The sequence below is a fragment of the uncultured Lacinutrix sp. genome (assembly GCF_947500325.1).
Taxonomy (GTDB): Bacteria; Bacteroidota; Bacteroidia; order Flavobacteriales; family Flavobacteriaceae; genus Lacinutrix.
The window spans coordinates 258,440-274,201 of sequence record NZ_CANMRQ010000001.1 but is presented as its reverse complement, the minus strand read 5'-3'; the positions used below and the strand labels follow the sequence as shown (position 1 = coordinate 274,201).

Sequence of the window (15,762 nt, the reverse complement as noted above, 5' to 3'; positions counted from 1 at the left end):
ACTTATTTTGGTAATTCTATATTTCTAACCGTTAAAATTTTTTCGTTAATAACACCATTATCATTATAAAAGTAGAATTTAACTTGATTAAACTTTTTAGGTATTATGCTAAAATTATACGTTAAGACATATTCATCATCTAGTTTATATACTTTGCATACCGATGGTATTTGTCTCACTTTTCTGTCTTGATATATTTTTTCTTTAAAAAGAGATGGTGATTCTGCATAAAAATTAGAAGAAACTCTTAACGGTGATTCTAATAATGAAAGATCTGTAGAAGAATCTAATCCATAAATAATTTTATAACTATCACCTTCAATTGGGTTAATAGCTATATAATTTATTTTAATACCTTGCGCAAATTCAAAACCATTTTCAAAAACATAGTTAAGTTCAACAGGAGCTTTATCTAAATTAGGATATGTTACAGATACTACCTCTTCTACTTTTTCAGTTGTTTTAGTTTCATCTATGGCAACTGTTTCTTTTTTTGCTTCTTCTTTACAAGATAAAACAACTATAAATAATAATGCTAATAAAATATTTTTCATTTTTTATTTAATTTATTGGTTAGTGACATTACAAAAGTCTAATGTTATTTTACTAGATTCTAATGCTTTAAATTCGTTATGTGCCACTAAATATACAATAATATCTGAAGCCTCAATAGCTTCATTAGGTTTATGTATTTCTAGTGTTTTATGTGATTCAATATTAGGCTCAACTGCTAATATGTTCATGTTTTGGTTACTTAAAGCCTTTACTACATTTAGTGCCGGAGACTCTCTTAAATCATCAATGTTTGGTTTAAACGCTAATCCCATTGCTGCGATTTTTGGCTTTTTACCATTATCAATTTCAAACTGTAATGCTGTGTTTTTTATTTTTTCAATAACCCATTCTGTTTTGTAATTATTGATTTCTCTTGCTGCACGAATTATTTTCGCTTGCTCTGGAAACTCACTAACAATAAACCATGGATCTACAGCAATACAATGGCCACCAACACCTGTTCCAGGTTGTAAAATATTTACTCTTGGATGTTTATTAGCTAGTCTTATTAGCTCCCAAACATTAATTCCCGCCTCATCACATATCATGGATAACTCATTAGCAAACGCAATTTGTGCATCTCTAGATGAATTTTCTACTAGTTTACACATTTCTGCAGTTTTGGCATTTGTTTTATGTAAATCGCCTTTTACAAAATGTCTATAAAATGATACAGCCTTTTCTGTAGAAGCTTCATTAATCCCTCCAATCGCTCTATCATTATGTTCTAACTCATGAATAACATTTCCAGGTAAAACACGTTCAGGACAATAAGCCATATATATTTTCCCTTTCAATTCTGGTCTTTCAGAAAAAATAACTTTTTCCATTTTTTCTGTAGTACCAACAGGGCTTGTTGACTCTATAATTACTAAAGCGCCTTCTTTTAATGTTGGTAAAATAGCACGAGTGGCAGATTCTACATAAGAAATATCTGGTTCATGGTCTCCTTTAAATGGGGTTGGAACCGCTATTAAATATACATCTGCTTCAACTGGAGTTGTACTTGCTTTTAAATAGTTTTCTTTAACTACATGGTGTACTAAACCATCTAAATCTGGCTCAATGATATGTATTTCTCCTTTATTAATTGTATCTACTACGTGTTGATGAATATCTACACCTGTAACTTTAATATTTTTACTTGCTATTAAAGCTGCTGTTGGCAGACCAATATAGCCTAAGCCAACCATTACAACACTTGGTTTATTACTCATGTTTATAAATTAGATATGAAATTTACTATTTTACTACAAGCTGTACCATCACCATAAGGGTTGTGTAGTTTGCTCATTTTTAAATAGGCTGCTTCGTTGTTTAATAAGTTGTTTGTTTCGTTTACTATTTTATTTGTATCTGTTCCTACTAAAAATACAGTTCCCGCCTCAACTGCTTCGGGTCTTTCAGTAGTATCGCGCATCACTAAAACTGGCTTCCCTAAACTTGGTGCTTCTTCTTGAACGCCTCCGCTATCAGTAATTATTAAATGAGATTTATTCATTAACCAAACAAATGCAGGATATGATAAAGGGTTTATTAATTTTACGTTTTCAATGCCTGCTAAAAGTTCATAGACAGGTTTTTGAACATTTGGATTTAAATGAACAGGATATATTATCTGAATGTCACTATTTTTCTCCGCAATTTCTTTTAATGCACTACAAATATTAATAAAACCTTGTCCATGATTTTCACGTCTATGACCAGTTACTAATATTAGTTTTTTTGTGTTATTAACTATGTTCTTCAATTCATCAACCTCATTATCTGAGTATTGAGAAGAAGTAACTTTATCTGAACTAAAATCTAATGCATCAATGACAGTATTACCTGTAACAAGAATATTACTTTCGGAAATATTTTCATTTAGTAAATTTTGCTTAGATGTTGTTGTTGGAGCAAAATGATAATCTGAAATACTTCCTGCTATACTTCTATTTACCTCTTCTGGAAATGGAGAGCGTTTGTTAAATGTTCTTAAACCGGCTTCTACATGACATACTTTTGCTCCTGAATAAAATGACGCTATACTAGCCGCCATTGTTGTAGTTGTATCACCATGAACATATACATAATCTGGTTTAAACTCTTCTAAAATAGGTTTCAAATTCGTTATAATATCTGCAGTAAGACTATAGAGATTTTGATTTGGTTTCATTAAATCTAAATCGTAATCTGGTTTAATTTCAAAAAATGATAAAACTTGATCTAACATTTCTCTATGCTGAGCTGTTATACATACTTTCGTTTCAAATTCATTTTTATTTTTAAGAAATTCTTTAACTAATGGAGCCATTTTAATAGCTTCAGGTCTAGTTCCGAAAATTACAAGATTTTTTTTCATTAATTACTGAGGCTAAACATTTGGTTAATATACTGCCTTTTTGCGACTGCAAAAGTAGTATTTTTAAACAGATTTTTTTGATTTTATATAAAATAAACTTACGATTGGCCGATTAAAGTGTGTTTTTAATCGGTGTTTTACCATTTAAAACCTATCTTAAGTGAGTTTTCTTACTTTTTAAAGCCTTGCTGTTACTATATTTTCTGGTAAAAAACCTTTTAAATCGAATACCACAGTATTTTTAGTTACTATACTTTTCCAATCTAGACTATTAAAGTTATCATGTTTTACTGCTAAAATAACAGCTTTATAATCTTTAGATATTTCTTGAATTAAATCAATATTATATTCTTTCTTAACTTCTATTTTGTCTGCAAAAGAGTCATAAACATCTACTTGCATTCCAAATTCTTTTAATTCGTCAATGACCTTAATGACACCTGTATTTCTAATATCGGGACAGTTTTCTTTAAACGTAATCCCAAGAATTAAAACATTAGCTCCTTTAATTTCATTTCCATTATTTGCTAACAGTTTAACTAATTTATTAGCTACAAACATGCCCATATTTGAGTTTATTCTCCTTCCTGCTAGTATTACTTGTGGATGATAACCGACAGATTCGGCTTTGTGCGTAAGATAGTAAGGATCTACACCTATACAATGTCCTCCAACTAAACCTGGAGTAAATGGTAAAAAATTCCATTTTGTTCCAGCAGCAGCTAATACTTCAGTTGTATCTATTTCTAACTTATCAAAAATAATAGCCAACTCATTTATAAATGCAATGTTTAAATCACGTTGAGTGTTTTCAATAACTTTAGCTGCTTCTGCTACTTTTATTGATGATGTTTTATGTGTTCCTGCTTTAATTATTGATTTATATAAGTTGTCTACTTTTGTCGCTATTTCCTTAGTACTACCAGAAGTTACTTTAATGATATTAGTAATAGTGCGCTTTTTATCTCCTGGATTAATACGCTCTGGTGAATATCCACAGAAGAAATCTTTATTAAATTTAAGCCCACTATTTTCTGCCAATATTGGTGCACAAACCTCTTCTGTACATCCTGGATAAACAGTAGACTCATATATTACAGTATCTCCTTTTTTTAAGACTTTAGCAATTGTTTCACTTGCTCTAATTATTGGTGTCAAGTCTGGCGATTTATGCTTTGTAATTGGTGTTGGAACGGTTACTATATAAATGTTAGCTTGTTTTAGGTCTTCAACAAAACAGGTGAATTGTAATGTTTTAGAAGCTTCTAATTCTTTTGATGACACTTCTAAAGTGTGGTCTTTATTATTTTTAAGTTCTTTTATTCTTGATTCATTAATATCGAAACCTATAACATTAAAATTTTTTTTTGAAAAGGCAACAGCTAACGGCAAGCCTACGTAACCCAATCCTATTATAGCTATATTATTATTCATTTTTTAATATTTTAATTATCTTTTCTAGTGCTTTTTTCCAATGGTTATTGTTAGTAATAGTGTTTTCAAAAAGCTTTTTCTTAGACAGAACACTATATTTTGGGCGAGTAGCTTTTGTTTTAAAAAAAGCTACTTGCGACACTTTATCTAAATCATAATCTTTAAAATTCGTTGCTATTTCTTTTGCAAAATCATACCAAGTAGCTTCACCTTCGTTACTATAATGATAGATTGTATAAGGTACATTTTTTAGTTTTATTATATTATAAATAACTTTAGCTAAATCTATACAGCTCGTTGGTGTTCCTGTTTCTGCTGTAGTAACTTTTAAATCGGCATTTTCATTAATTTTATTAATTATGGTTTTAACAAAATTCTTTCCATAAGAAGAATATAACCAAGACGTTCTTATTATAAAATGCTCTTTCAATATTTCAGAAATATATTGTTCTCCTTTTAACTTTGATTTACCATACTCATTGATTGGATTTGTTTTATCTGTTTCAAGGTATGGTGTTTTCTTTTTACCATCAAAAACATAATCTGTTGAAATGTGTATTAATACTACCTTTTCTTTCTTACACGCTATAGCTATATTTTTAACTGCTTCAGCATTTATTTGAAATGCTTTGTCTGAAAAATCTTCTGCTAGCTCAACATTTGTATAGGCGGCACAGTTAACACAATAATTGAAACTATTTTCAGAGAAATATTTACTTATAGCTAATTGATCTGTAATATCTAATTCTTGTTTATTTACAAAAGTGAATTGTATATTATCATTATTATTATGAAAGAACTCCCTAATAGTTCGTGCTAGTTGTCCATTTCCTCCAGTTACTAAAACATTAGTCATCATGGTAAAATAGCATTTTTAAATGTTGGTAGAATGATATCTTTTTCTGAAACCAAAAGCTCCTTTTCTGGCAATTGCCAATCGATATTTAAATCTAAATCATTATATATAATACCTGCTTCTGATGCTTTATTATAATAGTTATCACATTTATATGAAAAAATAGCTGTTTCACTTAATACAATAAACCCATGCGCAAAACCTCTTGGTACAAATAGTTGTTTTTTGTTTTCTGCTGATAACTCAACTGAAACATGTTTTCCAAATGTTTTAGAGTCTTTTCTAATATCTACCGCAACATCTAATACTTTACCTAAAACAACACGTACTAATTTTGCTTGGGCGTAAGATCCTGTTTGATAATGTAAGCCTCTTAAAACACCCTTAGTAGAAAAGGACTCGTTATCTTGCAAAAAAACAGTTTGTGTTTCTGTTAACTCTTGAAAAAGTTTTTGATTAAAGCTTTCAAAAAAATAACCTCTTTTATCATTAAAAATATTCGGTTCTAGTATAAAGCATCCTTTAAGTTTTGTTTCTAAAGCTTCCATTATCTGTAAAGTTATACTTTAATGTTCAATAATACTAAGTAAGTGCTTACCATATCCGCTCTTAATTAAGGGTTTTATGAGTTCTTGTAGTTGTTTTTTATTTATGTAACCCATTTTATAAGCAACTTCTTCAATTGCTCCTATTTTTAAGCCCTGTCTCTCTTCTATAACTTGAACAAATTGAGAAGCTTGCATAAGAGAATTAAAAGTTCCTGTATCTAGCCAAGCTGTTCCTTTATCTAAAACACTAACTTGTAATTTTTCTCGTTTTAAATACTCCTTATTTACATCTGTTATTTCTAGTTCTCCTCTATAGCTTGGTTTTATATTTTTAGCAATACCAATTACGTCGTTATCATAAAAATATATGCCTGGAACAGCATAATTAGATTTTGGATTTTCAGGTTTCTCTTCAATTGAAATTACTTTTCCATTTTTATCAAACTCTGCAACTCCATAACGTTCCGGATCGTGTACATGATATGCATAAATAATTCCTCCATTAGGATTATTATTTGCCTGTAATAATTTTTCTAAACCTGTACCATAGAAAATATTATCTCCAAGAATTAATGCGACTTTATCTTTTCCTATAAAATCTTCTCCAATAATGAATGCTTCTGCTAAGCCATTAGGTGCTTCTTGAACTGCATATTGAAAATTGCATCCAAATTTCTTTCCATCTCCTAAAAGAGCTTCAAAAAGAGGTAAGTCTTTAGGAGTTGATATAATCAAGATGTCTTTTATACCAGACCACATAAGTGTTGATAAAGGGTAATATATCATCGGCTTATCGTAAATAGGCATTAGTTGCTTACTTACTGCTAGTGTTAATGGATGTAATCTTGTTCCAGATCCTCCAGCCAATATTATACCTTTCATTTAATTTTTGTATTTATTTAAATACCAATCTATGGTTTTTTTTATCCCAGTTTCAAAATTTTCATCTGCTTTCCATCTTAGTTCATTTTCAATCTTAGAAGCATCTATTGCATACCTAAAATCATGACCTGCTCTGTCTTTTACAAACGTAATTTGATCTTTATAAGAGTTTTTAGATGGTATTTTAGCATCTAAAATCTCACATATTGTATTTACAATATACAAATTGTCTTTTTCATTTCTACCGCCTATGTTGTACGTTTCTCCTGCTTTACCAGTTTTAAAGACTAATTCTATTCCTTTACAATGGTCTAATACATATAACCAATCTCTAATATTTTTACCATCACCATAAATAGGAATAGCTTCTCCAGAAATTGCTTTTCTTATAATGGTAGGAATTAGTTTTTCATTATGTTGTTTTGGCCCATAATTATTTGAGCAGTTAGTAGTTACTACGTTCATACCATAAGTATGAAAATAACTGCGTACTATAAAATCTGACGCGGCCTTAGAAGCACTGTACGGACTATTTGGAGCGTAAGGTGTTCGCTCATTAAATAAACCTGTTTCTCCTAAAGTTCCATATACCTCATCTGTAGAAATATGATGAAATCTAGCGTGTTCAAAACCTTGTTTTACTTGATTTGGTCCATCCATCCAAAACTGTTTGGCCGTATCTAAAAGATTAAATGTTCCTGTAATATTAGTCTCAATAAAAGCTCCTGGGTTTTTAATTGAATTATCAACATGAGATTCGGCTGCAAAATGAATAACCCCATCAAAGTTATACTTTTTAAAAAGGTCTTCTATCAACTCTCTATTACATATATCTCCTTGAATGAAAGTGTAATTAGAATTGTTAGAAACTTCATTCAAATTAGAAACATCTCCGGCATATGTTAGTTTGTCTAAATTAACAACCTTAATATTGTTACTTTCTAAAAAATAGGGAATAAAATTAGACCCTATAAAGCCTGCTCCTCCAGTAACTAAGAACGTATTAGTCTTCATAGTTTTTAGCATAAAGGACAATTCTTTTTAAGATATAGAACAAGCATAATATAACGAATGCTAATGCTGGAAAGACTAAAGAATACTTCTCAAATAAACTAGATTCTACATTTCCAACAGGTTGGAAATTGGAAATAACATCTACAAAAACATCTTCAGTAATTCTCTTTTCCTCTAGCCTTCTTAATTGATCTCTTAAATCTAATTCTTTATCAAGCAAAAGATATTCTTTTGTATCTGTTTGATTATCATTACTTACCAATAACTCTCCAAACTTTACTGGTTGCATTGGAATATCTGATTGTTGTTGAAGAACTTTGATATAAATGTCTTGAAGTTTTTCTACTTCCTCTAAGCTAGATTCAATATTTTTTCTTTGAACATCATATAATAAAGAGTCTTTAATTTTCTTTGAACTTGAGAATTCATTTGTAAATGCAGAATGAATACCAAAATCCAATCTACTAAAAATGTCTTTTTTATTTGATCTGGCAGTAATTAAAAATAAACTACCCGAATATATACTCCTATTTTCTATAAACTTATCATAGTTCGCTTCTAATAGTCCCATACTATCAAGTTTTGTTGTAAACTCTTGATACTGTAATATTCTATCATTTTCGGTTTCTGGTCCAGGTTCTATTCTAAACCCTTTAATCGATTTAACATCAACTTTAGGAGTGCTATCAGAATTAAAAATACGATCTAGAGCTTGCTCATCTTTATTTGCAATAAGAGCATTAAAAAAATTAATATTATTTACCAATTGAAATTTAGAATCAAAATAAGGTCTAACCAGCATTTCAGATGTATAAGTAACAGGATTGGTTTTTTCTAATCCAAAACCTAAAGCTGCTGCTATTAAAATAGTTCCTAAAACAATTTTCCAATTATTAATAAACACTTTTATTGTGCGTATTATAACAGAAAAAAGAGCTTTAAAAACAGAAGTAATAAAAACTAAAACTTTATTAATAGCATTACCAATAAGGTTAAAAAACACAATTAAATCTACCTCTTCAGAGTTATTATTATTTTTTGGTAATTCTTTACTCATAATATATAAATGGTTAATTAAATATTTGTTGTAATATTTTTCTAGTTATTAAATATGTCGGTCTTACACCAGATGTTCCTAAACCTCCTGAGGCAAGCGTGCTTCCTGTTTCTAATGGATTGTCACTTGCATAATAAGCATATCTTACTTTTACATCTGGGTTAATACTACCTCTTACTTTTGATGCAGCTTGAATTGCCTTTTGATAGTGTGCTCCTTCCATTTCTAAACCAATAACATTCCATGTAGAATTGAAAAAGAACTTTAATATATCCTTATTTTGAAGAGAGGTTCCTAAAACAGTTATCATACTACCTTCATAAATATCAACACCTTGATCTTCTAAATCTGTTTTACTTAATTCATTTTTAAACGGGTAATTATCTGCTGTGCCTTCAAAAATATGAGCAGAAGGAATCATAATATCCCCTTTTCCTCCTTCTAAAATTCCTGCTTTTCCCATTATTGAAATCGATTCAATATTAAGGTGAGTTTTATCTGTATTGCTTCCGAAAGGTTTTAATAGTTCATCAATTGTTTCATATGCCTGCTCTCCAAAAGCATAGTCCATAACAAAAAGCACAGGTTTTTCATTTTTGTTTTTTGCATCATTAATATTTAAATCTGTTTGATCTAAATCTAACTTAGCTGTATCAAAAATCTGGACATTGATATTAGTCCCTGAAGTATCTTTGATATATATCATTCCTTGCTGTAACGCTTTTTGTGTTACTTTATTGCGTAGGCTTTCATTTTCAGAACCACTTAAGGCCTCATACACTTCAAATACATCCTTTTTTGCTATCAAACTTTTTAGAGCTTGTGGCGCATACAATGTATTCATTACACTATGCAAATTAGCACTAATGATATGTATTGGTCTAGATAGTAAGTTGTTCTTTTTTAAAGTCTCTTTTATAGTATTAGACCATATTTCTCCATGAATATGATGTCCTAATCTTTCTCTTAATACTGGGCTAAAAGTAACTGTTCTTTTATTATTGTTTACAACCTCATCAATAGCTAATTTACCTAACCAATAAACAATATGCAATAGTCGCTCTGGATGTTTAGATGTTGCAAAAACAGGGTATACATCTGACAATTCTTGGAATGTTCTACCAAGAATATTAGCCGTATGAGTAATTGCTATTTCGCGTTCTTTTTGTGTTAACTTCTTTTTGTTAAGTACAGCATTCTCTAGTTTTATCCAATCTCTTGTAGTCGCTCCATTTTCATTAATAACAACACGTTTGCTAATTTTATGTGACTCTACAAAAAGAAAAGTTAAGTGTGTTAGAATATCATAAATTTCACTCCTTCCGCGAGTGATTTCAATATTCATTTGCTCATCATCAATTCTATAGCAATTACGTCTTCTCTTTGGTGGAATTATAGCTTCAAAATGCGAATTAGCATAACCTTCATCACTTGTAAGGTTAATAAATCTACATTCTTCTATACCTATTGGTAATCTATCTATCACATATAAAAGGCCTTCTAATTCTGCTTTTTCTTCTGCAATAGAACCGTATATTTCTGGTCTTAAAACTAAAAGAGCTTCACGTAAAGTTTCACCAGAAATACCCATTGGTTTATAAAAGCCTCGATTGAATAAATGTCGCATTGTTATATACATTCGTTCAATAGCATTCGAACTTTCTTGCGCCCTAGTTCTTTCGTGTTTTTTTATATTACTCATTTACTCTCTTTAACTAGCAAATATACTATTATTTAGTAATTATTACGCTTTTTAAAGCATCTGCTATTTTACGATCGTTTGCTAATCGCGGAATTTTATTTTGCCCACCTAATTTGCCAATAGATTTCATATAATTTTGAAATCCGTTTTTACTTACTAGTGAGATCTTTAGTGGCTGCAATACTTTGCCTGTTATTAAATCTAAGTAATAACTATTTTGTTTTTGTAAAGCATCATCTATTTTTTTAGCTAACACAGAAATATCTTCTGGTTCATTTTCAAACTCAATAAACCATTCATGGTATGGTAACCCTACTTTTGGATTAATTTGTGGCGCTACCGTAAACTCATTTATTCTTATTGACGTATTTTCTACTGCCTCTTTTAAAGCATGTTCTACCTCTTTACCAATAACGTGTTCACCAAAAGCTGAAATAAAATGTTTAATCCGACCAGAAACAATAACGCGATAAGGTTTTATGCTTGTAAATATTACTGTATCTCCAATATTATAGGCCCATAATCCAGCATTAGTAGATATAATTATCACATAATTTTTATCGACCTCAACATCTTTAATTGTTATACGCTTAGGTTTTTCATTGAAAAACTCATCTGCTAAAATAAATTCATAAAACATACCAGAATTAAGCTGAAGCAGCATGCCTTTCTCTCCTTGTTTATCTTGAAAAGCAAAGAATCCTTCACTTGCTGGATACAATTCAATACTATCTACTTTTCTTCCTATTAGGTTTTCAAATTTAGCACGATAAGGTTCGTAATTAACGCCTCCAAAAATAAACAGGTTAAAATTTTTAAAGATTTCACCTATTTTTTTATCTGTTTTTTGTTGAAGCCTTTCAAAATACATTTGTACCCAAGACGGAATACCAGAAATAATAGTCATATCTTCTGGCAATGTTTCTTCTACTATAGCGTCTACTTTAGTTTCCCAATCTTCAATACAATTGGTCTCCCAAGAAGGTAATCTGTTTTTTTGAAGGTATTTTGGTACATAATGGGCAACAATTCCTGAAAGCCGTCCTAATTGTACTCCATTTTCTTCTTTTAAAATAGGACTTCCCTGAAGAAAAATCATTTTGCCATCTACAAATTTAGAGTTTCCTGTTTCATGAATATATAATAGAATAGCATTTCTAGCAGCATTAACATGATTAGGCATACTATCTGCTGTAATTGGAATATACTTTGCGCCAGATGTTGTTCCAGAAGTTTTTGCAAAATATAACGGTTTTCCTTTCCAAAGAATATCTTCTTCACCAGCTACAACCCTATCAACATAAGGTTTTAATGCTTCGTAATCTCTTATGGGTACGCGTTTAACAAAATCGTCATAATTGTTAATACTAATAAAATCATGATCTTTCCCAAACTGGGTTTTTGTTGCATTAACTATTAAGTCTTTAAAAACCTTTTCTTGAGTTTTTATTGGGTTATTGGCCCATTTTTGAACCGATTTATATATTCTTTTAGCAAAAGGTTTTGCCAATAACGCTTTTAGTGACATATGGCTATTTGAAATCTATAAAATTAGTTGGATTAACTGGGTAACCATCACTCCATAATTCAAAATGCAAATGTGGTCCAGTACTTAATTCTCCCGTATTTCCTGCTGTTGCAATTACTTCTCCTGCTTTTACTAAATCGCCTTGTGTTTTTGTAAGTGATGCGTTATGTTTATATACAGAAAGAAGCCCATAACTGTGCTCAATTAATATTACAAAACCAGTTTCTGCTGTCCATTCTGCAAAAATAACTGTTCCATCTGCTGTTGCTTTTATTGGTGTGTCTTTGGCTAAAACAACATCTACTGCATAATGCTTTTCCTCCACATTATATTGTTCACTTATTTCTCCATTAGCAGGTGGAAAGAGCACAAAATTTGCTTTAGATTTAGCTGTTTCGAACAAATTGTATTTGTCCTCTTTTTCAACTTTTGCTCTTAAAATTGAATCTGCTGCAGTAGGAGACAAATCTACCTCACTTGGATCTATACTGGCAGCTTCTAAAATAGAATCCCTATTAAACTCAACAGTAGCTAATTCTCCTTTTAGTACTTTTTTTATTGAAGCGTAATACTGGTCATTTAATGCTATAACTTGCTGTAACGAATCTGTTTTAAAATTTAATTCTACAGCTTGTTTTTTTAATGCAGTAGATGAATATCCAGGAATATATTCTTTTATAGGCGTGAATGCTATTAATAAAGTCGTTAGCGCTATTAAACAAATAGTAGATAATGACAATAAAACAAAAACGTTTAATCGCGTTAATTTAAATGCAAGCTTTTCTTCAAAAGTATCTTCATTTAAAATTACTAAACGATACTTATGCAATAGTTTTGTTGATATTTTCTTTTTCTCTTTACTCTTTTTTGCCATAAAAACAAATGTAAATAAAATTATAGCTTTAGCTGTTTTAGAATATGCTAAAGTTAGCTTTTAAACGTTATTATTAAACTTTAATTATTAACTTTGCATTCTAAAACAGATTATTATGATATCTTTAAGTATTATTTTAGGAGTGGTTGGTCCATGGCAATGGGTCATAATTGGATTGGGTATATTATTACTTTTTGGTGGTAAAAAAATCCCTGAATTAATGAAAGGACTTGGAAGTGGCATAAAAGAATTTAAAGATGCTAGTAAAGAGGACGAAAATGCTAAAGAGAGCTAAATCTCTTTGTTTATAAAACAAAAAACCCAATACAATGTATTGGGTTTTTTGTTTGTGAATTCTAACCTAATTAAGTTTTATAGATTTTATAATAGATTCTAGTTCAAACACATGATTTCGTTTTGAAACATTTGGCGCATAGGCAAAACCTTCTGCTACTATAAATCTTTTATTAATTTTGTCTTCAATAAAATAGGTAATAAATGGCCCTGACATAAATGCTCCATTTACATCCCAAATACCTTTAACTTCAATAGTTGGTTTATTATCTAAGATAATTTCATATAAATGTGGTGCATATGCTTTATCTGTGGCCATATAACTCCCATCTGTTGGACCTCCAATATATTTTTTACCTATAGAATCTCTAACTTTTATTATTTGACTTACTAAACTATCGTTTTTATTAATTGCTGTTATGGGCAACTCGTATAATAAAATGTTGGTATATCCAGTTGGTATATCTTTTTTAATCCAGTAAAATTTATCTTTTTCTTCTGCTATTGTATTGGTTATTCTATAAGTCGTTGGAAATTCTATATTAATATTTAAACCTTCTTCAATTTTAGAAGCATTGTACAGTGACTTTCTTGATTGCCTTTGTTTTTCTCTAATATCTTCTGCTTTAAATCCAGAAATAATTTTATCGGTATTGGCTTCAATTTGAGATTTAATTTCTGCAATATCTTTTCCTCTTACTAGAATTACCTTTTGAGGTCTTGCATGAACATCTCTAGCGATCTTAAAATCTGCTTCTCCTTGTTCTATTTTTAATACATTTCTATTCTCTTTTGCAAAGCCTGTAAATACCTGTGATGGAATTTGTCTTAATGAAAACAAAGGTTCTTCTTGCGGTAAGCCATCTACTGGTGTAGTTAAAACATTGCGTAGAGTTTCTCCAACAGTATTCTCCCATAGTTCATTATCAATTACTATTGCAATATTATTTATTGGTCCAGCCGATTCTGGTAATATTCTTACTCCCTTTTTTTTGTCACAAGAAAAAACTGTAACTACTATTAAAACTAATCCCAATAATTTTCGCATAATTATATTTGTTTTTATATGGTTACCCTTTAGAAACTTTTAGGGTCATACCTGGTTTCAACTTAGTACCACTAATATCGTTCCATTCTTTAATATTTTCAACAGAAACTCCTGGAAATTTTTGAGAAATACTCCATAACGAGTCTCCACTTTTAACTTTGTATGTTTTTCCATTAAAGTTAGCATTGCTATTTTTATTAGCTTTCACAGCCTTTTTTGTAACTGAAGATGGGTTTCTAGGAAAAATAGTTAAGCGCTGGCCAATTTTTAAATTATTACTACGTAGACCGTTCCATTTTTTAATTTGGCTTACACGCACTCCAAATTTTCTAGCAATTTTTCCAAGATAATCGCCTTGCCTAACTTTATATCTTGTTTTAGTATCTGCTTTTAATAATTGAGGTAATGGTTTTTCTCTTTTATCAAACTCTGCTTTGGCATAAGCATACATTTGCTGTTCGTTATTTACAAATGCACCTACAACATTCCTGGGTAGTCTTAAAGTATAATTTTTTCCTTTTATGTACGGAATAATATCTAATTTGTATGACGGATTTAAAAACTGAAGCGTTTCAATTTTTACGCCAGTAAATTCCGAAACTTGATCTAATGTAATCATTTGTTTCACATGAATTGTATCTGTTTCTACATAATTAAATTTTGGCTTATGTTGAACAAATCCATGTTCTTCAGCATATTCAAAAATATACATTGTTGCTAAAAATGCAGGAACATAACCTGCTGTTTCACGCGGTAGATTAGATCTAATATTCCAATAATTTTTATAGCCGCCAGACCTTCTAATAGCTTTACTTACATTTCCTGGCCCTGAATTATATGCAGCTAATGCTAAATCCCAATCTCCAAAAATCTCATAGAGTTTAGCTAAATATCTTGATGCCGATTTAGTCGATTTAATTGGGTCGCTACGTTCGTCTACATAACTACTTACATTTAATCCATACTGTTTTCCTGTAGCAAACATAAATTGCCATAAACCAGTCGCTCCAACGCGGGATTTAGCTCTTGGTTTTAAAGCAGATTCTACAATTGCAAGGTATTTCATCTCTAAAGGAATATTGTAGTTGTCTAATTCACGCTCAAACATTGGAAAATAGTACTTACTTAACCCCATTAAACGTTCCATTGACTGGTGTCTATTCTTTAACCAACGTTTAATTATGCTTTCTAATTGAGGATTATATTCTACATTAAAAGGCGTTCTTGCATTTAGTCTTTCTAATCGTGCTTTTAATGTGTCTGTTGTTAATTCTGGGTAATAAACAGCTTCATATTTAAGATCTGTAACATCTCGATAAATAGTATCAAACAGTGAAGTACTATAAAGTTCCTCCATCCATTTTTTATCTATTTCTGATGCAAATTTATCATCTTGTAATTCTTTTTTTAAATCTATAGGTGCTATTGGTTCTATTGATTTTTTAAAAAGAGCTTTACCATCAATAATTGTGTCAATTACATAACTCTCACCTGCTACTAATTCTGATTCAGAAAGTCTTGTGGTTTTTTCTTCTAGAGTTTCTTGAGCAGTAGATATTGTAACGTAAAAAACGCAAAAAAAGAAGCTTGTATATTTAAAAAGTATATTCATTTAAAAAAATTGTG

The 15,762-nt window shown here is 30.2% G+C and carries 15 protein-coding genes; 1 reads left to right on the top strand and 14 read right to left on the bottom strand.

The annotated features are described in order from the left end of the window. Window positions 1-2 precede the first annotated feature (2 nt). From Q0997_RS01325 to Q0997_RS01270, 12 genes are all read right to left on the bottom strand, one after another. Entirely contained in the window at window positions 3-554 is a 552-nt protein-coding gene (locus tag Q0997_RS01325) for a hypothetical protein (protein WP_299883667.1), read from the bottom strand. Window positions 555-566: 12 nt separating this feature from the next. Beyond that, window positions 567-1,772 carry a UDP-N-acetyl-D-mannosamine dehydrogenase gene (wecC, locus tag Q0997_RS01320; RefSeq protein WP_299883665.1) on the bottom strand — a complete coding sequence of 402 codons (1,206 nt, stop codon included), beginning with the start codon at window positions 1,770-1,772 and terminating at the stop codon, window positions 567-569. Between the two features lie 2 nt (window positions 1,773-1,774). Beyond that, window positions 1,775-2,899 carry a non-hydrolyzing UDP-N-acetylglucosamine 2-epimerase gene (wecB, locus tag Q0997_RS01315; protein ID WP_299883663.1) on the bottom strand — a complete coding sequence of 375 codons (1,125 nt, stop codon included), beginning with the start codon at window positions 2,897-2,899 and terminating at the stop codon, window positions 1,775-1,777. A gap of 177 nt (window positions 2,900-3,076) precedes the next feature. Next, entirely contained in the window at window positions 3,077-4,333 is a 1,257-nt protein-coding gene (locus Q0997_RS01310; protein ID WP_299883660.1) for a nucleotide sugar dehydrogenase, read from the bottom strand. Beyond that, window positions 4,326-5,192 carry a dTDP-4-dehydrorhamnose reductase gene (gene rfbD / locus Q0997_RS01305; protein ID WP_299883658.1) on the bottom strand — a complete coding sequence of 289 codons (867 nt, stop codon included), beginning with the start codon at window positions 5,190-5,192 and terminating at the stop codon, window positions 4,326-4,328. Before rfbD ends, Q0997_RS01310 begins: the two co-directional genes overlap by 8 nt. Next, complete coding sequence (rfbC, locus tag Q0997_RS01300) at window positions 5,189-5,737, bottom strand: dTDP-4-dehydrorhamnose 3,5-epimerase (RefSeq protein WP_299883656.1); 549 nt, start codon at window positions 5,735-5,737, stop codon at window positions 5,189-5,191. The genes rfbD and rfbC overlap by 4 nt, the downstream gene beginning before the upstream one ends. Before the next feature lie 18 nt (window positions 5,738-5,755). Then, on the bottom strand, window positions 5,756-6,619 hold the full coding sequence (gene rfbA / locus Q0997_RS01295) for a glucose-1-phosphate thymidylyltransferase RfbA (RefSeq protein WP_299883654.1): 864 nt from the start codon (window positions 6,617-6,619) through the stop codon (window positions 5,756-5,758). Next, complete coding sequence (gene rfbB, locus Q0997_RS01290) at window positions 6,620-7,633, bottom strand: dTDP-glucose 4,6-dehydratase (RefSeq protein ID WP_299883652.1); 1,014 nt, start codon at window positions 7,631-7,633, stop codon at window positions 6,620-6,622. After that, window positions 7,623-8,690 carry a hypothetical protein gene (locus Q0997_RS01285; protein WP_299883651.1) on the bottom strand — a complete coding sequence of 356 codons (1,068 nt, stop codon included), beginning with the start codon at window positions 8,688-8,690 and terminating at the stop codon, window positions 7,623-7,625. The genes rfbB and Q0997_RS01285 overlap by 11 nt, the downstream gene beginning before the upstream one ends. Before the next feature lie 13 nt (window positions 8,691-8,703). After that, window positions 8,704-10,392, bottom strand: coding sequence for a hypothetical protein (locus tag Q0997_RS01280; RefSeq protein ID WP_299883649.1), 1,689 nt, complete (start codon window positions 10,390-10,392; stop codon window positions 8,704-8,706). 28 nt (window positions 10,393-10,420) lie between these two features. Then, window positions 10,421-11,920 (bottom strand): GH3 auxin-responsive promoter family protein, encoded by a 1,500-nt coding sequence (locus Q0997_RS01275; protein WP_299883647.1) that lies wholly within the window; start codon window positions 11,918-11,920, stop codon window positions 10,421-10,423. Between the two features lie 4 nt (window positions 11,921-11,924). Continuing rightward, a complete protein-coding gene (locus Q0997_RS01270) occupies window positions 11,925-12,794 on the bottom strand; it encodes a M23 family metallopeptidase (RefSeq protein WP_299883645.1) in 870 nt (289 codons plus the stop codon). Window positions 12,795-12,909: 115 nt separating this feature from the next. Between Q0997_RS01270 and tatA the strand changes: the two genes are divergently transcribed. Continuing rightward, complete coding sequence (gene tatA, locus Q0997_RS01265) at window positions 12,910-13,089, top strand: twin-arginine translocase TatA/TatE family subunit (RefSeq protein ID WP_299883643.1); 180 nt, start codon at window positions 12,910-12,912, stop codon at window positions 13,087-13,089. Between the two features lie 66 nt (window positions 13,090-13,155). Here tatA and Q0997_RS01260 read toward each other — a convergent pair whose 3' ends face one another. Further along, window positions 13,156-14,136 carry a DUF4837 family protein gene (locus Q0997_RS01260; protein ID WP_299883641.1) on the bottom strand — a complete coding sequence of 327 codons (981 nt, stop codon included), beginning with the start codon at window positions 14,134-14,136 and terminating at the stop codon, window positions 13,156-13,158. A gap of 22 nt (window positions 14,137-14,158) precedes the next feature. Beyond that, on the bottom strand, window positions 14,159-15,748 hold the full coding sequence (locus Q0997_RS01255; RefSeq protein WP_299883639.1) for a LysM peptidoglycan-binding domain-containing protein: 1,590 nt from the start codon (window positions 15,746-15,748) through the stop codon (window positions 14,159-14,161). Window positions 15,749-15,762: the final 14 nt, after the last annotated feature.